The 21,137-nt window shown below is 72.5% G+C and carries 24 protein-coding genes; 13 read left to right on the forward strand and 11 right to left on the reverse strand.

Features of this window, described 5'->3' with window-relative positions:
- Positions 1-80: 80 nt before the first annotated feature.
- Together ACIBAD_RS07055 and greA are read left to right on the forward strand one after the other, a co-directional pair.
- The gene (locus ACIBAD_RS07055; protein ID WP_398905080.1) at positions 81-509 is read left to right on the forward strand and encodes a DUF4307 domain-containing protein; all 429 of its coding nucleotides are present in this window, start codon (positions 81-83) and stop codon (positions 507-509) included.
- 136 nt (positions 510-645) lie between these two features.
- A complete protein-coding gene (gene greA / locus ACIBAD_RS07060; protein ID WP_053690059.1) occupies positions 646-1,143 on the forward strand; it encodes a transcription elongation factor GreA in 498 nt (165 codons plus the stop codon).
- 164 nt (positions 1,144-1,307) lie between these two features.
- Here the strand turns inward: greA and ACIBAD_RS07065 are convergent, their stop codons facing one another.
- Positions 1,308-1,814 (reverse strand): hypothetical protein, encoded by a 507-nt coding sequence (locus ACIBAD_RS07065; RefSeq protein WP_134071740.1) that lies wholly within the window; start codon positions 1,812-1,814, stop codon positions 1,308-1,310.
- A 92-nt stretch (positions 1,815-1,906) separates the two neighbouring features.
- Complete coding sequence (gene ilvA / locus ACIBAD_RS07070; RefSeq protein ID WP_134071742.1) at positions 1,907-3,142, reverse strand: threonine ammonia-lyase; 1,236 nt, start codon at positions 3,140-3,142, stop codon at positions 1,907-1,909.
- A 288-nt stretch (positions 3,143-3,430) separates the two neighbouring features.
- Between ilvA and ACIBAD_RS07075 the strand changes: the two genes are divergently transcribed.
- The 3 genes from ACIBAD_RS07075 to ACIBAD_RS07085 all read left to right on the forward strand — a co-directional run bounded on the left by ACIBAD_RS07075 (position 3,431) and on the right by ACIBAD_RS07085 (position 4,699).
- Entirely contained in the window at positions 3,431-3,952 is a 522-nt protein-coding gene (locus tag ACIBAD_RS07075) for a MarR family winged helix-turn-helix transcriptional regulator (protein ID WP_053690054.1), read from the forward strand.
- Positions 3,953-4,022: 70 nt separating this feature from the next.
- On the forward strand, positions 4,023-4,451 hold the full coding sequence (locus ACIBAD_RS07080; protein ID WP_398905084.1) for a sigma factor-like helix-turn-helix DNA-binding protein: 429 nt from the start codon (positions 4,023-4,025) through the stop codon (positions 4,449-4,451).
- The gene (locus tag ACIBAD_RS07085; protein ID WP_134071746.1) at positions 4,448-4,699 is read left to right on the forward strand and encodes a hypothetical protein; all 252 of its coding nucleotides are present in this window, start codon (positions 4,448-4,450) and stop codon (positions 4,697-4,699) included. The genes ACIBAD_RS07080 and ACIBAD_RS07085 overlap by 4 nt, the downstream gene beginning before the upstream one ends.
- Before the next feature lie 45 nt (positions 4,700-4,744).
- Here ACIBAD_RS07085 and ACIBAD_RS07090 read toward each other — a convergent pair whose 3' ends face one another.
- Positions 4,745-5,902, reverse strand: a complete 1,158-nt coding sequence (locus ACIBAD_RS07090) for a cystathionine gamma-synthase (protein WP_134071748.1) — start codon at positions 5,900-5,902, stop codon at positions 4,745-4,747.
- An 81-nt stretch (positions 5,903-5,983) separates the two neighbouring features.
- Between ACIBAD_RS07090 and ACIBAD_RS07095 the strand changes: the two genes are divergently transcribed.
- The 3 genes from ACIBAD_RS07095 (at position 5,984) to msrA (ending at position 8,328) form a co-directional block, all read left to right on the forward strand.
- Positions 5,984-7,090 (forward strand): hypothetical protein, encoded by a 1,107-nt coding sequence (locus tag ACIBAD_RS07095; protein WP_398905087.1) that lies wholly within the window; start codon positions 5,984-5,986, stop codon positions 7,088-7,090.
- Between the two features lie 183 nt (positions 7,091-7,273).
- Entirely contained in the window at positions 7,274-7,573 is a 300-nt protein-coding gene (locus ACIBAD_RS07100; RefSeq protein WP_134071752.1) for a hypothetical protein, read from the forward strand.
- Positions 7,574-7,662: 89 nt separating this feature from the next.
- On the forward strand, positions 7,663-8,328 hold the full coding sequence (gene msrA / locus ACIBAD_RS07105; protein WP_134071754.1) for a peptide-methionine (S)-S-oxide reductase MsrA: 666 nt from the start codon (positions 7,663-7,665) through the stop codon (positions 8,326-8,328).
- Positions 8,329-8,398: 70 nt separating this feature from the next.
- Here msrA and ACIBAD_RS07110 read toward each other — a convergent pair whose 3' ends face one another.
- Positions 8,399-9,445: an NAD(P)-dependent alcohol dehydrogenase gene (locus ACIBAD_RS07110; RefSeq protein WP_134071756.1), complete on the reverse strand. Its 1,047-nt coding sequence runs from the start codon at positions 9,443-9,445 to the stop codon at positions 8,399-8,401.
- A 166-nt stretch (positions 9,446-9,611) separates the two neighbouring features.
- On the opposite strand from ACIBAD_RS07110, the gene ACIBAD_RS07115 reads away from it, so the two are divergent.
- Positions 9,612-10,553 carry a helix-turn-helix domain-containing protein gene (locus ACIBAD_RS07115; protein ID WP_134071758.1) on the forward strand — a complete coding sequence of 314 codons (942 nt, stop codon included), beginning with the start codon at positions 9,612-9,614 and terminating at the stop codon, positions 10,551-10,553.
- Positions 10,554-10,628: 75 nt separating this feature from the next.
- Here the strand turns inward: ACIBAD_RS07115 and ACIBAD_RS07120 are convergent, their stop codons facing one another.
- Both ACIBAD_RS07120 and ACIBAD_RS07125 read right to left on the reverse strand, forming a co-directional pair.
- Positions 10,629-11,900, reverse strand: a complete 1,272-nt coding sequence (locus ACIBAD_RS07120; RefSeq protein WP_134071760.1) for an Ig-like domain-containing protein — start codon at positions 11,898-11,900, stop codon at positions 10,629-10,631.
- Between the two features lie 146 nt (positions 11,901-12,046).
- The gene (locus ACIBAD_RS07125; RefSeq protein ID WP_234343729.1) at positions 12,047-12,343 is read right to left on the reverse strand and encodes a hypothetical protein; all 297 of its coding nucleotides are present in this window, start codon (positions 12,341-12,343) and stop codon (positions 12,047-12,049) included.
- Positions 12,344-12,498: 155 nt separating this feature from the next.
- Here ACIBAD_RS07125 and ACIBAD_RS07130 point away from each other — a divergent pair, with 155 nt between their 5' ends.
- Positions 12,499-12,873, forward strand: coding sequence for a hypothetical protein (locus ACIBAD_RS07130; protein WP_134071762.1), 375 nt, complete (start codon positions 12,499-12,501; stop codon positions 12,871-12,873).
- Between the two features lie 110 nt (positions 12,874-12,983).
- Here the strand turns inward: ACIBAD_RS07130 and hutH are convergent, their stop codons facing one another.
- The 5 genes from hutH to ACIBAD_RS07155 all read right to left on the reverse strand — a co-directional run bounded on the left by hutH (position 12,984) and on the right by ACIBAD_RS07155 (position 18,921).
- A complete protein-coding gene (gene hutH, locus ACIBAD_RS07135) occupies positions 12,984-14,525 on the reverse strand; it encodes a histidine ammonia-lyase (RefSeq protein ID WP_134074420.1) in 1,542 nt (513 codons plus the stop codon).
- Positions 14,526-14,672: 147 nt separating this feature from the next.
- A complete protein-coding gene (locus ACIBAD_RS07140; protein ID WP_134071764.1) occupies positions 14,673-15,788 on the reverse strand; it encodes a GGDEF domain-containing protein in 1,116 nt (371 codons plus the stop codon).
- Between the two features lie 123 nt (positions 15,789-15,911).
- Positions 15,912-16,703, reverse strand: a complete 792-nt coding sequence (locus tag ACIBAD_RS07145; RefSeq protein ID WP_398905092.1) for an enoyl-CoA hydratase/isomerase family protein — start codon at positions 16,701-16,703, stop codon at positions 15,912-15,914.
- A 24-nt stretch (positions 16,704-16,727) separates the two neighbouring features.
- On the reverse strand, positions 16,728-17,912 hold the full coding sequence (locus ACIBAD_RS07150) for an adenylate/guanylate cyclase domain-containing protein (protein WP_398905094.1): 1,185 nt from the start codon (positions 17,910-17,912) through the stop codon (positions 16,728-16,730).
- Positions 17,913-18,054: 142 nt separating this feature from the next.
- Complete coding sequence (locus ACIBAD_RS07155) at positions 18,055-18,921, reverse strand: biotin--[acetyl-CoA-carboxylase] ligase (RefSeq protein WP_134071770.1); 867 nt, start codon at positions 18,919-18,921, stop codon at positions 18,055-18,057.
- Between the two features lie 131 nt (positions 18,922-19,052).
- Here ACIBAD_RS07155 and ACIBAD_RS07160 point away from each other — a divergent pair, with 131 nt between their 5' ends.
- From ACIBAD_RS07160 to mmpB, 3 genes are all read left to right on the forward strand, one after another.
- Complete coding sequence (locus ACIBAD_RS07160) at positions 19,053-20,648, forward strand: acyl-CoA carboxylase subunit beta (RefSeq protein WP_134071772.1); 1,596 nt, start codon at positions 19,053-19,055, stop codon at positions 20,646-20,648.
- Between the two features lie 30 nt (positions 20,649-20,678).
- Positions 20,679-20,885 carry an acyl-CoA carboxylase epsilon subunit gene (locus tag ACIBAD_RS07165; protein WP_134074421.1) on the forward strand — a complete coding sequence of 69 codons (207 nt, stop codon included), beginning with the start codon at positions 20,679-20,681 and terminating at the stop codon, positions 20,883-20,885.
- A 95-nt stretch (positions 20,886-20,980) separates the two neighbouring features.
- The gene (gene mmpB / locus ACIBAD_RS07170) at positions 20,981-21,112 is read left to right on the forward strand and encodes a morphogenic membrane protein MmpB (protein WP_398905097.1); all 132 of its coding nucleotides are present in this window, start codon (positions 20,981-20,983) and stop codon (positions 21,110-21,112) included.
- The last annotated feature ends 25 nt before the right edge of the window (positions 21,113-21,137 follow it).

Consider the following 21,137-nt stretch of genomic DNA (forward strand, 5'->3'; position numbering starts at 1 on the left):
GGGGGGTGGAAAAATTCCGGGGCCCGCCCCCGGGAACGACAGGGTCGACGACGTACATGCCCTCCCGAAAGGAACGATCGATGAGCGCGGTGCGCGAGGGGCTGCCCGAGGGTCGGTACGGCCGGTCGGGGGACGAGCGTGCGGACCGCAAGCTCAAGATCGTCGGGTCGGTGCTGGGCGTCGGGCTGCTGGGCCTGGTCGGCTGGATCGGCTGGGACTACGTCGCGGGCCAGAGCGTCAGTGCCGAGGTGATCAAGTTCCAGGTGGTCTCCGACACCGAGGTGAAGGTGCACCTGGAGGTGCGCAAGGACGCCGGGGTCACCGGGGTCTGCACCCTCAGCTCCCAGAACGAGGAGCACGCCGAGGTGGGCCGCGCGGACTTCACCTTCGCACAGAAGGACACGCGCGTGGACGAAATGCTCTCGCTGAAGACCACCGGCCGGGCCACGATGATCGAACTCGTGGGCTGCCAGGCGGCGGGCCAGGGCACCACGCCGACGTCAGGCTGAACTCTTTCCTGCTCACGGGCCCGATGACACACTTCATACACATGGTGTCCTCCCCCTTTTCTTCCCGAATTGTTAGGCTCGTGGTTTCGCCCGCCGCTGGCGGCCAAGTAGTCCCCTGTACCGACGAGGAGCACCCGTGACCCAGACGAGCGAGAGCGTCACCTGGCTGACCCAGGCGGCGTACGACCAGCTGAAGGCCGAGCTGGACTACCTCTCTGGTCCCGCACGCACGGAGATCGCCACCAAGATCGCAGCCGCCCGCGAGGAGGGCGACCTGCGTGAGAACGGCGGTTACCACGCGGCCAAGGAGGAGCAGGGCAAGCAGGAGCTCCGCGTCCGCCAGCTGACGCAGCTCCTGGAGAACGCCAAGGTCGGCACCGCACCCGCCTCCGACGGCGAGGTCGCGCCCGGCACGGTCGTCACCATCGCCTTCGACGGCGACGAGGACGACACCATGTCCTTCCTGCTCGCCTCGCGCGAGTACGCGTCCTCCGACTTCGAGACCTACTCCCCGCAGTCCCCGCTGGGCACCGGTGTGATGGGCAAGAAGATCGGCGAGAACGCCGAGTACGAGCTGCCGAACGGCAAGAAGGCGACCGTCAAGATCCTCGACGTCAAGCCCTTCACCGGCTGATCACCCCACGCGTACGGGGAAGCCCCCGCCGGCCCGGTCCGGCGGGGGCTTTCGCGTACTCCCGCGCTCCCGGGCGGGCCGGGCGGTGGCGCTGAACCGCGAGGCCCGCGCCCGCGCCGGCCGTGGCGCGGGTCAAGCGTCGCCCGTGGGTCGACCCGCGGGCGTCAACCCGCGCCGAGGTAGGTGACGTTCACGGTGAGCAGGCTCTCGCCCGATTTCAGGTTCACCGTGCTCGACTGCTTCGTGCTGCCGATCAGCAGCACCCAGTCCGTCTTCTCGTAGCTCTGCGGCGCCGTCTCCCGCCAGCCGAGGTGCTTGAGCTGCTCGCCGAGCCGCGGCAGGGCCCACTCCGCCTGCTGCGTGGTCGTGACCGCGGTCCAGTCGACCACGCTCGCGTTCTTCGTCGCGTTCGCGTCGCCCGAGCCCTTCCCCTTCTCGGGGTCCAGACCCGCCGCGCGCAGCGAGGACTTGACCTCGTCGTCCACGGCGTCGCGGCCGAGCGGCGCCCCGGTGGCCTTCGCGGAGGGTTTGGCCGACTGGGACGCGGCGGCCGCGGGCTTCGGCGCCGCCGCCCCGGATCCGTCGGAGGACGAGCAACCCGCGAGGGCGAGGGCCGCCGAGGCGGCCAGAGCGATGACTGCCGCCGTTTGCGGTCTGACGCGTATGTGCACCGAGAGACTCCCACCCCATGTGAACGTGGCCGGGAGTCTCACACAAACGGCCGGATTCCGCACCCCTGTGTCACCGGCGAAGGGGACAAGAGCTAACCCATCACCGTGTATCCGGCAGCGTGGAGCGAGCGCGCGACCTCGGCGCAGTGCTCCTGGCCCTTGGTTTCCAGGTGCAGTTCCACCTCCACCTCCGTGAGCCCCAGCCGCGGGTCGGTCCGTACGTGGCTCACGTCCAGCACGTTCGCGTCCACGACCGACAGCACCGCCAGCAGCCCGGCCAGCGCCCCCGGCCGGTCCGCCACGCGCAGCCGCAGCGAGAGGTAGCGGCCCGCCGCCGCCATGCCGTGCCGCAGGATCCGCTGGAGCAGCAGCGGGTCGATGTTCCCGCCGGACAGGACCGCCACCACCGGGCCGCCGCCCCCGTACAGCTCGGGCCGGCTCAGCAGGGCGGCCACGGGGCTGCACCCGGCGGGCTCGACGACGAGCTTGGCGCGCTCCAGGCAGAGCAGCAGGGCGCTGGAGAGGGCGTCCTCGGAGACGGTGCGGACGCCGTCGAGGAGGTCCCCGATGATGTGGAAGGGGATGTCGCCGGGGCGGCCGACCTTGATCCCGTCGGCCATCGTGACCGGGTTGTCGATCGAGACCGGGTGCCCGACCCGCAGCGAGGGCGGGTAGGCGGCGGCGCCCTCCGCCTGGACGCCGATCACCTTCACGTCCGGCCGCAGCGCCTTCACGGCGACCGCGATGCCCGCCGCGAGGCCGCCGCCTCCGATGCCGACGAGGATCGTCCGCACCTCGGGGCACTGCTCCAGGATCTCCAGGCCGACCGTGCCCTGGCCCGCGATGATGTCGCGGTGGTCGAACGGGTGGATGAACACCGCCCCGGTGCGGTCGGCGTACTCCTGGGCCGCCGCCAGGGTCTCGTCGACGACCTGCCCGTGCATCCGCACCTCGGCCCCGTACTCCTGCGTCGCCGCCACCTTCGGCAGCGGCGCCCCGACCGGCATGAACACCGTCGAGCGGACGCCGAGGAGGGAGGAGGCCAGGGCCACGCCCTGGGCGTGGTTTCCGGCGCTGGCCGCGACCACGCCGGCGGCCCGCTGCTCGGGGCGCAGGCCGGCGATGCGCACGTACGCGCCGCGCAGCTTGAAGGAGCCGGTCCGCTGGAGGTTCTCGCACTTGAAGTGGACCGGGGAGCCGGTGAGGGCGGTCAGGTGCCGGCTGCCTTCCATCGGCGTGACCCGGGCGACGCCGGAGAGCATCTTCTGGGCCCCCCGGACGTCGTCGAGGATCACCTGCGGAACGGGCACGGGCACGCGGTAGTTCATGCCGCCAGTCTCGCAGCCCCCGGCGATCACGGCTCCGGGCAGCGAACCGGGCAGCGGAACCGGGCAGCGGAGCGGGGCCTTCCGGACCGGGCACACATGCGGATCGGCAGGCGCCGGAGGGCAGGGCTCCGGGGTCCCACAGGGGGCGAAATCAGGCCATCCGGGACGGGCCCGCAGCCCCGGTCCGCACGGCCCGTATCAGTTCTCGTACGAGGCGTACGGGCCGCCCCACGGCCGCGTACTCTGTCCCCCAACCTTGTCGGACCCACGCGAAGAGAGCTCACGGCCATGCCCTCCAACCCGGCCAATTCCGACCTGCCCACAGCGGCCGAGGCGTCCGCCGAAGCCGGGCTCCTCGACGCGCTCCAGCACCAGGTGGCCGTCTTCGCCCGCCGCGCGGAGCAGACCCGCCTGGGCGGGGTCGGCCAGGCCCGCAACTCGATGGACCGCGCCGCGTACCTGCTGCTGAACCGTCTCGACCTGGAAGGCCCGATGGGCGTCAAGGCGCTCGCCGGCGGCATGGGCATCGACTCCTCCACCGTCACCCGCCAGGTCGCGCCGCTCGTCGACAGCGGCCTGGTCAAGCGCACCTCGCACCCCGAGGACGGGCGTGCCGTGGTCCTCGCGCTCTCCCCCCGCGGGCTCGCACGGCTGGAGGAGGTCCGCTCCTCGCGGCGCGAGCTGATGGCCCGGGTGACGGACGGCTGGTCCGAGGAGGAGCGCGAGTCGTTCACCGGGCTGCTGACCCGCTTCAACGGCTCGCTGTCGGAGCTGATGGGCGCCGCGTCGGAGGCGGGCCCCGCCTCCTGATCCGCCGGCTCGATCCGGAGTCCGTCCGACCTCTTGGCCGGGCGGTCCCGCTGCCCCCACTATGTGGCCTGTGGACGACCACGGGCCGGGCACCTACGCGGAGTTCGAGGCCTTCGTCGCAGGTGCGGCGGGGCGGCTCCTGCATGTCGCCGTCCTGCTGACCGCCGAACCGGAGACCGAGCCCGCCGCAGCCCGCCGGCTGCTCGCGGGCGCACTGGCCCGTACGTACGCGCAGTGGCGCCGGGTGCGCGGCGACGACCCGTACGACCACACCCGCCGGGAGCTGTGCGCCGCCTTCGCCCGCACCGGCTGGCGCCACCACGGCGGTACGGGGCTACTCGCGCCGCTCGGCCCGCTGGAGCGGCTCGTACTGGTGCTGCGCGTGTACGAGGGCGTCGCCGAAGAGGTCACCGCCGCCCAGCTGGGGCTGCCGGTCGAGCGGGTACGGGCGCTGTGCACCCGGGCCGTGGCCGCCGTGCGCTCCCAGGAGGCGGCATGAGCCCCCGCGACCGCAAGGAGGACCAGGTCAGGCGGATGCTGGAGGGCCCCCGCCCGGTGGTTCCGGCCGGGCTGGCGGCGAGTGCCGCGGCCCGCGGGGGCCGGCTGCTGCGCCGCAGGCGGGCGCTGCGCCGCCTCGGCTGGACGCTGCTCGCCGCGGCGGCGGTGGCCTTCGCGGTGTGGGCCTCGCTGACCCGCCCGTGGGAGGTGCCGCCGAGCGGTGTCTCCCCGCCCCTGGAGGGCTGGTAGCCACCGCCCGGCGGCGCTCGTCGTACCGGGGTGGGCTGCCGAGGGCTAGCCGAGGGCCTGGGTCAGGTCCGCGATCAGGTCGTCGGCGTTCTCGATGCCCACCGAGACGCGGATCAGGTCCGCCGGGACCTCCAGGGCCGAGCCGGCCACCGAGGCGTGGGTCATGCGGCCCGGGTGCTCGATGAGGGACTCGACGCCGCCGAGGGACTCGGCCAGGGTGAAGATCTTGGTACGCCCGCAGACCGCGACGGCCTCCTCCTCGCCGCCGGCGACCTGGAACGAGACCATTCCGCCGAAGTTGCGCATCTGCTTGGCGGCGATCTCGTGGCCCGGGTGCTCGGCCAGGCCCGGGTAGAGGACCTTGGTGACCTTCGGGTGGCGCTTCAGCACCTCCACGATCTTCTCCGCGTTCTCGGCGTGCCGGTCCATGCGCACCGCGAGGGTCTTGATGCCGCGCAGCACGACCCAGGAGTCGAAGGGGCCGGCCACGGCGCCCATCGCGTTCTGGTGGTACGCCAGTTCCTCGCCCAGCGCCGCGTCCGCGGCCACCAGCGCGCCGCCGACCACGTCGGAGTGGCCGCCCATGTACTTGGTCAGCGAGTGCACGACCACGTCCGCGCCGAGCGCGAGGGGCTGCTGGAGGTAGGGCGAGGCGAAGGTGTTGTCCACGACCAGCTTGGCGCCGGCCGACCGCGCGATGTCGGCGACGACGGCGATGTCGGTGATGCCGAGCAGCGGGTTGGAGGGGGTCTCGACCCAGATGACCTTGGTCTTCGGGGTCAGGGCGGCCCGCACCGACGCCGCGTCGGAGGTGTCGGCCACCGACCATTCCACGCCCCAGCGGGAGACGACCTTCGCGAAGAGGCGGAAGGTGCCGCCGTAGGCGTCGTTCGGGATGACCACGTGGTCGCCCGGGGAGAGCAGCGTGCGCAGCAGGCAGTCCTCGGCGGCGAGGCCGGAGGCGAAGGCCAGGCCGCGGGCCCCGCCCTCCAGCGCCGCGAGGTTCTCCTCCAGCGCGGTCCGGGTCGGGTTGCCGCTGCGGCTGTACTCGTAGCCGCCGCGGAGTCCGCCGACGCCGTCCTGCTTGTACGTGGACACCTGGTAGATCGGGGGCACGACCGCGCCGGTCTGCGGGTCCGCGGTGTTGCCCGCGTGGATCGCGCGGGTCTCGAAGCTCTGGTGCTCGTGGCTGTCGTCGCTCATGGGCAGAGCTTATGGGGTGCCGCGCCGGACGGCGGGTGGGGCATTGGCCTTTGCGCGGGTGCGTCTGGTTCGCTGGGGGGCATGGACATTCTGTGGTTCCTGATCGCGCTCGGCCTGCTCGTGGCCGCCTTCAGCCCGTACATACGGCGCAGGCGGGGCGGCAACCTGCGCCTGGTCGCGCCGGGCAGCCCGGACGCGGCCGACCCCGAGAACTACGGTTTCGCCCGCCAGGAGCACCTGGACATCCGGGTCCCGGGCCCCGACGAGGACCTGATGGACGCCCTGGAGGCCGTGCAGCGCACCGGGCAGTGGCAGGCGGCGTCCCAGCTGCTGGCCGGGACCCCGAAGGAGGGCGAGCTGCGCTGGCAGCGGGTCCAGGCCTTCGGCGGGGCCGCGGCGCTGGAGCTGGTCGCGGAGCCAGGGGTCGGTGCGCGCTGGCTGAAGGCGTGGCGGCTTGAGGCGGAGAAGGACGCGGGCGGCGCGCAGGTGCACGCGGAGCTGCTGGTGCAGCAGGCGTGGCGGCATTCGGGCGGCGTGGGCTCCGCGGACCACCGGATCATCCTGGAGGAGGCCCGGGAGGCGTGCCGCAAGGCGGCGCTGCTGGCGCCGGGCGACCCGGTCCCGTACATCACGGAGCTGGCGGTGGCGCGGGCGCTGGGGTACTCGGAGGCGGAGTTCGACGCGCTCTGGGCGAAGGTCATCGACGTGGCGCCGGCGCACATGGGCGCGCACCTGGCGGCGCTGCACTACTGGTGCGAGAAGTGGCACGGCTCGCGGGAGAAGGCGGACGCCTTCGCGCACGCGGCGGCCGCCCGAGCCCCGCGGGGCTCGCTGCTGGCGGCGCTGCCGCTGTTCGCGGTGTACGAGCACGTGCCGGACGTCGTCCTGACGAACTTCTGGCAGGGCTCCGTGGTGACCCGGGCCGTGGAGGGCGCGCTGTACGCGGTGCACTCCGCCCGCCAGGACGACCCGATGCCGGCGCACGTACGGCACATGCTGCTGTCGTTCCTGGTGCCGATGGAGCGCTGGGCCGAGGCGATGGAGCAGATCCGCCACATCGACGGCTGCGTCGGCGCCCTCCCGTGGTCGGCCTCCGCGGACCCGGCGGCCCAGTACGCGGTGTTCCGCGCGCTGGCGGTGGCGGGCTACGAGGCGAACGGCGGCTCGCCGGCGACCCTGCCCCGCTGACCCGGCGCCGCCCGCGGGTGGAGGCTCTCCCCCCTGGCTTCCACCTGGCTTCCACCTGGCTTCCACCTGCGGAAACCCGGCACATGAGTTGCCGTAAAGACCTGCGGGCGCACTGCGTCCCGGCGTGACGGCCCGGAGCGGCCGGCCTCGCTGCTGCCTCTGTACGCGTACCTGGAGTGCGAGATGGCGGAGTCGGAGCTCGACCCGAGCGTCTACTACAAGCGGCCGGAGATCGTGGCCGCCACGGACGTGGCGCTCGCGGACGTGGCGGCGGCGGACCCGGCCGACCGGCGGGTGGCCCGGGTGCGGCACATGCTGGCGTGGAACCTGTACTGGCAGGACCGGTGGGCGGAGGCCGTCGAGCAGTTCCGCGCCGTCGACGGGTACGTCGGGGCGACGCCGTGGAAGTACTCGGCGGACGCCAAGGGCCGGTACCTGCAGGCGAGGGACTTCAGCGTGCGCCGGGCGGCCACGCGGAAATGACGGAAGTGTGACGCGGCGGCCGGGGGCGGGCCGGGGGGGAATCCCGGTCCGCCCCCGGCCGTTGAACGGAGCACCACTAGGAGGGAATCATGTTCTCGTACCGCCGCACGCCCGAGCTCCCCACCCGCGAGGAGGCCCTCCAGGGCCGCGCGACCCCGCAGTTCTCGCTCCCGGACCGGCACACCGTCCTCGGCAACCCGCTCGCCGGCCCGTACCCGGCCGGTCTTGAGGTGGCCGACTTCGGCCTGGGCTGTTTCTGGGGCGCGGAGCGCAAGTTCTGGCAGACCCCGGGGGTGTGGACCACGCTGGCCGGCTACCAGGGCGGGTTCACCGAGAACCCGACGTACGACGAGGTGTGCTCGGGCGGGACGGGCCACACCGAGGTCGTGCGGGTGGTCTTCGACCCGGCGCAGGTTTCGTACGCCACCCTGCTGAAGCTCTTCTGGGAGTCGCACGACCCCACGCAGGGCTTCCGCCAGGGCAACGACGTCGGCACCCAGTACCGCTCGGCGATCTACACCCACTCCGCGGCCCAGCAGGCGGAGGCGGAGGCCTCCCGCACCGCGTACCAGCAGGTCCTGGCGTCGTCGGGGTACGGCGAGATCACGACGGCGGTCCTCCCGGCGGCGGAGCGCCCCTTCTGGCCGGCCGAGCCCTACCACCAGCAGTACCTCGACAAGAACCCGGACGGGTACTGCGGAATCGGCGGCACGGGCGTCAGCTGCCCCATCGGCGTGGCCAGGGCCGACGGCTGACCCGGCCCTCCCCGAGCGGCTCGGCGCGGCCCCACCCGTTCCGGCGTTCCACGCCGGAACGGGAGTGTCCTCAGATCGTCGAGGCGTCGATCACGAAGCGGTAGCGGACGTCGCTGGCCAGGACTCGGTCGTAGGCGGCGTTGATCTCCGCCGCAGGGATCAGTTCGATCTCCGAGCCCAGGTCGTGCTCGGCGCAGAAGTCCAGCATCTCCTGGGTCTCGGCGATGCCGCCGATCATCGAGCCGGCCAGGGTCTTGCGGCCCTGGATGACGGAGAACAGGTTCAGCTCGACCGGCTCCTCCGGGGCGCCGACGTTCACCAGCGCGCCGTCGACCTTCAGCAGGCCGAGGTACGCGTCGAGGCCGAGCGGGGCCGAGACCGTCGAGATGACCAGGTCGAAGCTGCCGGCCAGCTTCTCGAAGGTGGTCTCGTCGCTCGTGGCGTAGTAGTGCGAGGCACCCAGCCGCAGGCCGTCCTCCTGCTTCCGCAGCGACTGCGAGAGGACGGTGACCTCCGCGCCCAGGGCCGCCGCGATCTTCACGCCCATGTGGCCGAGCCCGCCGAGGCCGACGATCGCGACCTTCTTGCCGGGCCCCGCCTGCCAGTGCTTCAGCGGGGAGTACAGGGTGATCCCGGCGCACAGCAGCGGGGCCGCGACGTCGAGGGACAGGCCGTCGGGGATGCGGACGGTGTAGTTCTCGTCGACGACGAGGTGCGTGGAGTAGCCGCCGTACGTGGGCTCGCCCTGCCTGTCGCGGGCGTTGTACGTCCCGGTCATGCCCTCGACGCAGTGCTGCTCCTGCCCGCGCAGGCAGTACTCGCACTCCCGGCAGGAGTCCACGAAGCACCCGACGCCGACGTGGTCGCCGACCGCGAACTTCGTGACGCCCGGTCCGACTTCGGCGACGACGCCGGCGATCTCGTGGCCCGGGACCATCGGGTAGATGCCCTCGCCCCAGCCGTCGCGGACCTGGTGGATGTCGGAGTGGCAGATGCCCGAGTACTTGACCTCGATGAGGACGTCGTGCTCGCCGACGGGTCGGCGCGGCACGGTGGTGCGCTCCAGCGGGGCCTTCGCGGCGGGGGCGGCGTAGGCGGCGACCTGGGTGACGGACATGGTGAGAACTCCTCGAACACTGCTGCTGACGGTCTGCGTGCACCGAACGATGCCCCGTCGGCCCGCCGGCAGCCACGCCCCTGTTCGGCCTAGGACCGGCGGTCCTACCCCTGGCGGGGTCAGGAACACGGTCCCGGCGCGCCGGCCGTGCGGCGATACTGGCGTCATGGACCAGCTTGATCAGCGTGCCGAACTGGGTGAGTTCCTGCGCTCCCGCCGTGCGCGGCTGCGCCCCTCGGACGTCGGCCTGCCGGACCACGGGCGCCACCGGCGCGTACCCGGGCTGCGCCGCGAGGAGCTGGCGCAGCTGGCGGGCGTCTCGGTGGCGTACTACACGCGGCTGGAACAGGGCCACGGGCAGAACGTGTCCACGGAGGTGCTCGACGCGATCGCCCGGGCGCTGCGCCTGGACGGCACGGAGACGGCCCACCTCACCCACCTGGCCCGCCCACGGCCCCGCAGGCAGCGCGCGAAGCAGTACCGGGCGGAGCACGTGCGTCCCGAGCTGCGGACGCTGATGGACGCGATGGACGGGGTCCCGGCGTACCTCCTGGGGCGGCGGCAGGACGTCATCGGGTGGAACCGGCTGGCCGCGGCGGTGTTCGGGGACTTCGGCGAGCTGCCGCCCCAGGAGCGGAACCTGGTGCGGCTGGTGTTCCTGGACCCGGCGGCGGCCGAGCTCTACGAGGAGTGGGACTGCCTGGCCTGCCGGGTCGTGAGCAGTCTGCGCATGTACGCGGGCGAGCACCCGGACGACGAACAGCTGTCGGCCCTGGTCGGTGAGCTGTCGGTGAAGAACGAGGAATTCCGCAGGCTGTGGGCGGCGCACACGCTGGCGGACAACAAGACGCACGGGGTGAAGAAGCTGCGGCACCCCTTGGTCGGCGAACTGTCCCTGTCCTTCGAGACGCTCGCCCTGCCGGGCGACTCGGCGCAGGTCCTGGTCACCTACCACGCGGCGCCGGGTTCCCCCTCGCAGGACGCGCTGCGGATGCTGGCCTCCTGGTCGGCGCCTGCCGCTCCGTCGGCCCCTTCCGCCCCGTCCGGCGGCCCCGGCCCTTCCGCCTCCTCCCCGACTGCCTCGTCCCCCGGCGGGCCCACGGCCTGAGCAACGGCGGATGGCGGGGAGCCCGCCGTTTCCGGGGGCTCCCCGCCATCCGCGGGGTTCGGTCTGAACCTGAGGTCAGGAGGCCGTGCCGGCCTTCCAGTCCGCCCAGCTCATGTTCCAGCCGTTGAGGCCGTTGTCCGGCTTGATGGTCTTGTCCGGCGAGTTGACCACCGTGACCACGTCACCGATGAGCGAGTTGTCGTAGAACCAGGCGGCGGGCTGGTTCGGGTCGTTGGCACCCTGGGCGTCGTTCAGACCGACACAGCCGTGGCTCGTGTTCACGCTGCCGAAGATCGAGTCCGATCCCCAGTAGTTGCCGTGGATGAACGTGCCCGACTGGGACAGCCGCATCGCGTGCGGGACGTCCTTGATGTCGTACTCGCCCTTGCCCTCGCTGTTCTTGAAGCCGACGGTGGAGCCGTCCATCCGGGTCTCCTTGAACTTCTCGGAGATCACCATCTGGCCGTTGTACGTCGGGTTCTCCGGGGAGCCCGCCGAGATCGGGATGGTCTTGAGGACGGCCCCGTCCCGGGTGACGGTCATCTTCTTCGTCTTCGCGTCGACCGTCGAGACCTGGCTGCGGCCGATCTTGAAGGTGGCGGTCCGGTTCTGCACGCCCTGGACGCCGGGGGCGCCCTGCACCCCGTCCAGCGCCAGCTTCAGCGTGACGGTGGAGCCGGCCTGCCAGTACTGCTCGGGGCGGAAGTCCAGGCGCTGCGCGCTGAACCAGTGCCCGACGACCTCCTGGCCGCTGCTGGAGGTGACGTTGATCGCCGCCTGGACCGCCTTCTGGTCCTTGATCGGCTTGTTGAACGTGATCGAGACCGGCATGCCCACGCCGACCGTCTGGCCGTCGTCCGGTATGAACGAGCCGACGAAGCTGTTCTCCGGGGAGACGGTGGTGAAGGACGCGTTCTCGTGCGCCTCCTTGCCGGCCTCGTCCTTGGCGGTCGCGGCCAGGACGTACTTCGTGGAGCGCTTCAGCGCGGAGTCCGGCTTCCAGCTCTTGCCGTCGGCGGATATCTTGCCGGCCACGGCCGCGCCCTCGGAGGTCTTCAGCTCGACCGCCGTGAGGGTGCCGTCGGCGACGGCGACGCTGGTCGCGTCGTTCAGGCCGACGTTGGTCGCGCCGTCCTTCGGCGTGATCGTCATCTTGGCCTTGGAGGCGTCCTTGGCCGCGGCCGCGTCCACGTCCGACTGGGACTTGCTGCTGCCGTCGCCGCCCTTGGCCTTGCCTTCGTCGCCACCACCGCAGGCCGAGAGCACCAGCACGCCACCGAGTACGGCGGATATGGCCACCAGGGACCTCCTCCGCCGCTTCTTGTCCGTCCTCACACGCCACTCCATCGTTGCCAGAACCCCCGAGCTTCCTCCGGCGACCGCCGGAGGTGCCCCGATCAAGGCAGGGAGACACGCCCCCTGCCCCGCACCAGTCAACGCGTTGAAGGGCCGGATCGGTTCCACATCCCGTTTGAATGTGGGCAACCACACGGTCAGGCGTTGTCGGTCGTCTCTTCGTCGTACTCCCCATCTTCCTCGCCCAGGTCCCACTCCATGGACTCGGGGTCGTATTCGACGGGCTCGCTGCTCCAGGAGGCCTGCGCCAGCTCCACCCCGGGGATGTCCGCGACCAGGTCAGTGGGGTCGACGAGGTACGCGAGGGCTTCCGATTCGTCTTCCCGTACCGCCGATTCGGCGTGGCCGCGCTCCTCGTCCGGCATGAACTCGTCGGCTTCGATGTGCGCGAGCGCGGCGCCGGTGAGCGCATCGGCGTCGGGCACTTCCAGCACCAAATCCACTCGAAGCCGGACGTATCGTGATGTGTCAGAAGGGTTCATACGACGGAGCGTAAGCCCGCGACAGCCCCGACTTTCCCACGACCCGCCCTTGTCCGTAGCATCACCGCACACGGCCAATTCGCTGCGTCCGCAAGGGGGATCGCACCGTGTCCGCACGTCGACCGCTGCTCACCGCTCTCGGGGCGACCAGCCTCCTCGCCGCCCTCTGGTTCGTGCCCTCGGCGAACGCCACCGCACCGGGGTCCACGGGGTCCGAATCCTCCATGTCCTCCGGTTCCGGTTCTGGTTCCGGTTCCGGCGCGCCGGAGTCCGCGAACACGGCGGGTACCGGGTCGGTGACCACGCTGGCGCCGAATTCCCCGGACGCTTCCGGCGACAGCGCCCGCAGCGCCGGCCAGGTTCCGCTGGGACTCGCCGACACCGGCGGCATCGACACCACCCCGTACCTGCTGGGCGGCACGCTCTGCCTGGGCCTCGGGGCCGGGTTCGTCGCCTACTCCGTACGCCGCTCGCACGCGTAGCGCCCGTACGAAGACAAGCCGAAAGACACACCGAGACACGCCGAAGGGCCGCCCCCGGGACTTCCGGGAGCGGCCCTTCGCGGCGCGTGTGCGACCGGGCCGGTATCCGGCTAGGCCAGCGGGCCCGTCACCGGCTCCACCGCCGCGACGAGGCCGCCGCTGCGGACGAACGCGTCGGCCGCGGCCAGGTCGGGAGCGAGGAAACGATCCGGCCCGGGACCCTCCACGCCGGCCGCCCGGGCCGCCGCGATGGCCGCCCGGCTCGCCGGGGCCGGGGTGAGCCCGTGCCGCAGCTCGATGGCACGGGTGGCCGCGTACATCTCGATCGCGATGATCCGGGTCAGGTTGTCGACGGCGGTACGGAGCTTGCGGGCGGCCGACCAGCCCATCGAGACGTGGTCCTCCTGCATGGCGGAGGACGGGATCGAGTCGGCGGAGGCCGGCACGGCCAGCCGCTTCATCTCGCTGACCAGGGCGGCCTGCGTGTACTGGGCGATCATCAGACCGGAGTCGACGCCGGCGTCGTCCGCCAGGAAGGGCGGCAGCCCGTGCGAGCGGTTCTTGTCGAGCAGCCGGTCGGTGCGGCGCTCCGCGATGGAGCCGAGGTCGGCCGCCGCGATCGCCAGGAAGTCCAGGACGTACGCCACCGGCGCGCCGTGGAAGTTGCCGTTGGACTCGACGCGCCCGTCGGGCAGCACCACCGGGTTGTCGACGGCGGAGGCCAGCTCGCGCGAGGCGACGAGGGCGGCGTGCGCCATGGTGTCGCGGCCGGCGCCGGCGACCTGCGGGGCGCAGCGCACCGAGTAGGCGTCCTGCACGCGCGGGGCGGACTCCTCCTGGAAGTGCTCGGTCAGCCCGGAGCCCTTCAGGACGGCGGCCATGTTCGCGGCGGAGGCGCCCTGGCCCGGGTGCGGGCGGATGGCGTGCAGCTCGGGCGCAAGCACCTTCTCGGTGCCGAGCAGCGCTTCGAGGGTCAGCGCGGCGGTGATGTCGGCGGACTTGTAGAGCTTGTCGAGGTCGGCGAGGGCCATGACCAGCATGCCGAGCATGCCGTCGGTGCCGTTGAGGAGGGCGAGGCCCTCCTTCTCCTTGAGCTCCACGGGCTGGATCCCGGCCTCGGCGAGCAGCTCGCCGGCGGGGCGCACGACCCCGTCCGGACCCTCTGCGTCGCCTTCGCCCATCAGGGTGAGCGCGCAGTGCGAGAGCGGCGCGAGGTCGCCGGAGCAGCCGAGCGAGCCGTACTCGTGGACGACGGGCGTGATGCCGGCGTTGAGTACGTCGGCCATCGTCTGGGCGACGGACGGCCGGACGCCGGTGTGGCCGGAGGCGACGGTCTTCAGGCGCAGGAACATCAGGGCGCGCACGACCTCCCGCTCGACGCGCGGGCCCATGCCGGCGGCGTGCGAGCGGACGATGTTGCGCTGGAGCTGGGCGCGCAGCTCGGGGCTGATGTGCCGGGAGGCGAGGGCGCCGAAGCCGGTGGACACCCCGTAGACGGGTTCGGGCTTGGCGGCGAGGGCGTCGACGATCTCGCGGGCGCGGGCGAGGGCGGCGAGCGCCTCGCCGGACAGCTCGATCCGCGCGTTGCCGCGGGCGACGGCGATGACGTCCTCGGCGGTGGTCCCGGAGGTCCCCACCACGACAGTGTGCATATCCATATTCAGCACCCTACGGACTGAATCGCTTCATGTCACTAGCGACTTTCGGGAGGGACCCTTACGCCCCGCCCCCGGCTCACCCGGTGCCCCCGCCCGGCCCGCACCCGGACCGCATCCGGCCCGCGCCCGGCCCCGCCGGGCCTACGCGCGACCGCGGAAGCGGCGCCGTTCGCCCGCCGCCTCCTGCTGGGCCGCGTCGGCCAGCCGGACGACGGCGGTGTCGCGGCCGGCGACCACGGGCTTCGGGGAGCGGGCGGCCTTGGCCTTGTACTGCGCGGCGTCGGCCAGCCGGAACAGCCTCCGGGAGGACTTCACGGGCCCGATCGGGTCCCCGGTGGACGCCACCCCGCAGGCCACGCCGTCCCCGAGCTCCAGCTCGGCGGCGCGCAGGCACAGCTCCTCGGTGACCCGCACCACCTCGTCGGCCGGGGGCCCGACGCTGACCAGGCAGAACTCGTCGCCGCCGAGCCGGGCGACGAGCGCGCCGGGCAGTATGGCCCCGCAGAGGCTGAGCACCGACCCGAACCGCTCCAGCAGCCGGTCGCCCGCGGCGTGCCCGAGGGTGTCGTTGACCTTCTTGAGCCCGTTCAGATCGCATACGACGAGGCTGACCACGGCGGCGCTGCGCCGGTGCTCCTCCAGGGCCTCGTCGAGCCGCATGTCGACGGCGCGCCGGTTGGCGAGGCCGGTCAGGGGATCGGTGAAGGCGAGGCGGCGGGCCTCTTCCAGCCGCTCGTTCTGTGCGAGGCCGGCGGCGACCACGGCGGCCAGGACGGTCGCGAACTCGGCGTCGTCCGCGTCGAAGGCGGGCAGGCCGGCGTCGCGGGCGACGTACAGCTCGCCCCAGGCGCGGCCGCTGAGCACGATGGGCGCGACCACGCAGGTCCCGCGCCCGCGGCGGCGCAGGGCCTCGCCGCGGCGCCCGGGGCGGCCGCCGGCGGCCCCTTCCACCCAGGCGTGCGGCCCGCCGCCCCCGACCCACCGCTCGTGCAGGAACTCGGTGATCTCGGGAAAGTCGTGGACGGGATAGGACTCGTCCTCGGGAAACTCCTCTTCCCCGCCCCGCAGCCCGCCCTCGTTCACGAGCACGCGGAGCCGCCCGCGCTCGCGCTCCCAGGCGGAGATCGCGGCGAAGGAGCCGTCCATCGCGAGCCGGGCCCCGCGGGCCGCGGCCCGTACGCTGTCCCGCGGTGCGCATGCGGCGGCCATGGCCTGCGCCAGCCCCACGACGGCTCGCAGCCGCCCGTCGACTCCCATCACCCCAGGTTAGGGAGTTTTGTCAGATTTGCCGACAATCGCCGCGATCTTCGACCTGCGGTCGGGGCCCGGCTCCGGGCCGCGACCGGGGAGGGTCGGCAGACCGGGCTTCGACGACACGGCTCAGCGGCCCGGCCAGACGGGGCGACGCTTTTCGTTGAACGCCGCCACGCCCTCCGCACGGTCCCCCGAGAAGGCCACCGTCCGCCAGGCCGCGTCCTCGATCTCCAGGCCCGCCGTCAGGTCCATCCCGTGGCCCAGGCGCAGGGCGCGCTTCGCCGCCCGCAGGCCCACCGGGGAGTTCGCCGCCATACGGGCCGCCAGGGCGAGCGCCTCGGCCCGGTCCGTGCCCGCCGGGACCACCGAGTCGACCAGGCCCAGCGACAGCGCCTCCGCCGCCTCGACCCGTCGCGCCGTGAAGATCAGCTCGGCCGCCCGCGCCGCACCCACGCGCCGCGGCAGCAGCTGCGTACCGCCGCCGCCCGGGATCACGCCCACGGAGACCTCCGGCAGCCCGACCACCGCCGTCTCGTCCGCCACGATCACGTCGCACGCCAGCGCCAGCTCGAAGCCGCCGCCCAGCGCGAACCCGTGCACCGCCGCGACCGTCGGCATCGGCAGCTCCAGCACGCCCCCGTACGCGCCCCTCGTGGTCGGCCGCTGCCGCACCAGCTCCGCGTCGGAGAGCGAGTTGCGCTCCTTGAGGTCGGCCCCGACGCAGAACGCCCGCTCCACCGCCGACGACAGCACGACCACCCGTACCGACGCGTCCGCCGCGAGCTCCGCGCACGCGTCGCCGACGGCCCGGGCCATCTCCGTCGACACCGCGTTCATCGCCTTCGGCCGGTCCAGGACCAGCTCCGCGACCCCGTCCTCATGACGGCGCACAGCCACGAACTCAGACACAGCGACCACCGCGACCCTCCCGGTTAACGAACGTTACCCGGGGATCTTAGGCTTCCGCCGCGTCAGCGACCAGGGCTCCACGACCCCCAGACCGCGCACCGGCCGCTGCCACATCGGCTGGAGCGCGAAGCGGTACGCACCGCCGCCCTCCTCCGCCTCGGCCTCCTTCTCGGAGACCGGCGCCGCGCCCGTCCGACCCAGCTCCTCCGCCATCGCCCCGTCGACCAGCACCGCGTCCTTCGGCGCTATCGACGTCAGCCGCGAGGCCAGGTTCACGGTGGTCCCGAAGACGTCTCCCATCCGGGTCGTCACCGTCCCGAACGCCATGCCGACGCGCAGCTCCGGCATCTGGGCGTCCGCTTCCATCGTCTCGATCAGCCGCAGCGCGATCTCGGCGGCCGTCGCCGCGTCGTCGGCGCAGTACAGCACCTCGTCGCCCAGCGTCTTGATCAGCCGGCCGCCGTGCGCGGCCACCAGGTCCGCCGAGGTCGTCTCGAAGGACTCGACGAGCTCGCCGAGCTCCTCCTCCTCCAGCCGCCGCGTCAGCCGCGTGAAGCCGACCAGGTCCGCGAAGCCCACCGCGAGCCGCCGGTCGACCATCTCCTCGTCGTCGGCGACCTGCACCACCCGCCCGGTGGCCGCCGCCAGCTGGCGGCGCCACACGTAGACGAGGAACTCCTCCAGCTCCGGCAGCAGCAGCTCGACCAGGGGGTACGTGACCTCCGTACGGGTCATCCCCGGCTCCGGCGGCTCCGTCAGGCCCTCCAGGAAGGAGTCGATCTGCCATTCGGCCAGTCGGGCGGTGGTCTGCCCCGTGGACCGCGCCACCTGCACGGCCATCGGCTCGCTCAGCAGCCCGGCCTCGACCAGCCCCGCGAGCCGGCGCAGCGCCAGTACGTCGGCCTCCGTGAGCGCCTTGGCCTGGCCGATGTCCGCGAAGCCCATGGCCCGCCAGAAGCGGGAGGCGAGCTCCATCGAGACGCCGGCGCTGCGGGCCGCCTGGAACGGGGTGTACCGGCGCTCCGCGCCCAGGATCAGCTGCTCCAGCCGGATGGCGAGCGGGTCCGCCGTCGGCTGTGCGGTGTGGTCGACCTCGTGGTGGGGAGTGTGCCGGTCTCGCCCGATCGGGGTGCCCGGACCGGTGGACCCCGGGCCGGCCGGCCCCGGACCACCCGTCCGTGAGGCGGACGCGCCGGACGTAGAGTCGTCGACGGTCAAGGGCCGCCTCCTGTCCATTGCCGTGCGCACTGCCCTGCCGAACCGGGTGATCACCGGGAGGACCGGGATCGCCTAAACCATACGGCAGGTGTGCCGTAGCTCACTCCCCACTCCTCGCAGCCGCGCCCGCGGCGCCGGCCGGCTACCGCACCGACCGCAGGTGGACGACGTCCCCTGCCCCCACGGCCTCGTGCTCGTCCTCGGCCGTACGGATCACGAGCCGCCCGTCCGCGTCGACCGCTTCCGCCGTCCCGGTGAGCGTGCGCCCGCCGGGCAGGTCCGCCCGTACGTGCCGGCCGAGGGTCACGCAGTCCGCCGCGTAGGCCTCCTGGAGCCCGCTGGCGGCCGGATCCCCGCCCGCCGCGCGCCAGTCCCCGTACCACTGCTCCAGGGAGCGCAGTACGGCCTTGAGCAGGGGCTCCCGGTCGGTCACGGCGGCCTTGGCCAGGATCAGCGACCCGGCTTCCGGCACCGGCAGCTCCTCCTCGGTCAGGGTGACGTTGAGCCCGATCCCGATCACGACCCCCTCGCCCACCCGCTCGGCGAGGATGCCGCCGGTCTTGCGCTCCTCGCCCTTCACGGTGACGAGCAGGTCGTTGGGCCATTTGAGGGCCGCGTCCACGCCGGCGGCGCGGGACAGCCCGGTCGCGGCGGCCACCCCGGCCAGCAGGGTCAGCCACCCCCACCGCTCCTGCGGTACGGACTCGCCCGGCTTGAGCAGGACGGAGAAGAACAGTCCGGACCGCGGCGGCGCGACCCAGCTGCGGTCGAGCCGTCCGCGCCCGGCGGTCTGCTCCTCGGCGACGAGCACGGACCCCTCGGGCAGCTGCGCGGCCCGGGCGGCGAGATCGGTGTTGGTGGACCCGGTGGCGGCGACCACCTCGACCGAGCTCCACAGCCCCCCGTCGGCGACGAGGGCCCGCTCCAGCGCGACGGCGCTCAAAGGCGGCCGCTCAAGGCTCGACCAGCGGCCGGTGGAAGCCGCACCTGATGCATCTGATGGCGTCATGCAACCCACAGTAGGTGTGTCAAACGCCGCACTGCCGAGCGCCATGCCCGCCGATACGCTACGCACCAGTAGCCAGCAGTAGTCAATCAATTGACCAGGCAGTTGACACCACACAGGGAGCCGCGACCCCGATGTCACAACCCTCAGAGCCGATCGACATGCACACGACCGCGGGCAAGATCGCGGACCTGCAGCGCCGCATCGACGAAGCCACTCACGCCGGGTCCGCGCGCGCGGTGGAGAAGCAGCACGCCAAGGGGAAGCTGACGGCGCGTGAGCGGGTCGCCCTGCTGCTGGACGAGGGGTCCTTCGTCGAGCTGGACGAGTTCGCCCGGCACCGGTCGACCGCCTTCGGGCTGGAGAAGACCCGCCCCTACGGCGACGGCGTCGTCACCGGCTACGGCACGGTGGACGGCCGCCCGGTGGCCGTGTTCTCCCAGGACTTCACGGTCTTCGGCGGGGCCCTCGGCGAGGTCTACGGCCAGAAGATCATGAAGGTCATGGACTTCGCGCTGAAGACCGGATGCCCGCTCGTCGGCATCAACGACTCCGGCGGCGCCCGCATCCAGGAGGGCGTCAGCGCCCTCGGCATGTACGGCGAGATCTTCCGCCGCAACGTGCACGCCTCCGGGGTGATCCCGCAGATCAGCCTGATCGTCGGGCCCTGCGCCGGCGGCGCCGTGTACTCCCCCGCCATCACCGACTTCACCGTGATGGTCGACCAGACCTCGCACATGTTCATCACCGGCCCGGACGTCATCAAGACGGTCACCGGCGAGGACGTGGGCTTCGAGGAGCTCGGCGGCGCGCGCACCCACAACTCCACCTCGGGCGTGGCCCACCACATGGCCGGGGACGAGAAGGACGCCATCGAGTACGTCAAGTCCCTGCTGGCGTACCTGCCGTCGAACAACCTCTCCGAGCCGCCCGCCTTCCCGGAGGAGGCGGACACCGAGGTCACCGACACCGACCGCGAGCTCGACGTACTGATCCCGGACAGCGCCAACCAGCCGTACGACATGCACACCGTGATCGAGCACGTGCTCGACGACGCGGAGTTCCTGGAGACGCAGTCGCTGTTCGCGCCGAACATCCTCACCGGCTTCGGCCGGGTCGAGGGGCACCCGGTGGGCATCGTCGCCAACCAGCCGATGCAGTTCGCCGGCTGCCTGGACATCAACGCCTCCGAGAAGGCCGCCCGCTTCGTGCGGACCTGCGACGCCTTCAACATCCCGGTACTGACGTTCGTGGACGTTCCGGGCTTCCTGCCGGGCACGGACCAGGAGTACAACGGAATCATCCGGCGCGGCGCGAAGCTGATCTACGCCTACGCCGAGGCCACCGTCCCCCTGATCACCGTCATCACCCGCAAGGCCTTCGGCGGCGCGTACGACGTCATGGGCTCCAAGCACCTCGGCGCCGACCTGAACCTGGCCTGGCCGACCGCGCAGATCGCCGTCATGGGCGCGCAGGGCGCGGTCAACATCCTGCACCGCCGCGCCATCGCCGAGGCGGAGGAGGCGGGCACCGCCGAGGAGACGCGGGCCCGGCTCATCGCCGAGTACGAGGACACGCTGCTGAACCCGTACACGGCCGCCGAGCGCGGTTACGTCGACGCGGTGACCATGCCGTCGGAGACCCGGGCCCACGTGGTCAAGGGGCTGCGGCAGCTGCGCACCAAGCGGGAGTCCCTGCCCCCGAAGAAGCACGGCAACATCCCCCTCTAGGACGCTAGGACACTAGGAGGCAGTCCCGTGGTGATCAAGGTCGTCAAGGGGAACCCGACGCCCGAGGAGCTGGCCGCCGCACTGGCGGTGGTCCAAGCGCGCGCGGCGGTGCTGGCCTCGGCACCGTCGGGCGCCGCACGGGTGGCGGACGAGTGGTCGGCGCCGGCCCGGGTGGCCCGGCGGACGCTGCCGCAGCCGGGGCCGCGCGCGTGGGCCCGTACGTACTGGCCCGGATAGCCCACCGGCCGGTCGTGAAGATGGTGTGAACGGACTGTGGCGCCTGAGTACCCGTACTCAGGCGCCACACCTGTCGGCGGGGCCAGTATCGGGGCATGCTCTGGTCAGACCCGAAGAACGAGCCGCCCAAGGACATGCGCGACGTGCAGGCGATGGTCCGGCGGATGACCGTGGTGGTCGTCCTCGCGATGCTGGTGGTCGTGTACGTGCTGGGAGTGGGCTTCTAGGAGGCGTCCCCCCAGGGCGCGCCGG

The sequence above is a fragment of the Streptomyces sp. NPDC051109 genome, from assembly GCF_044455885.1.
Taxonomy (GTDB): Bacteria; Actinomycetota; Actinomycetes; order Streptomycetales; family Streptomycetaceae; genus Streptomyces.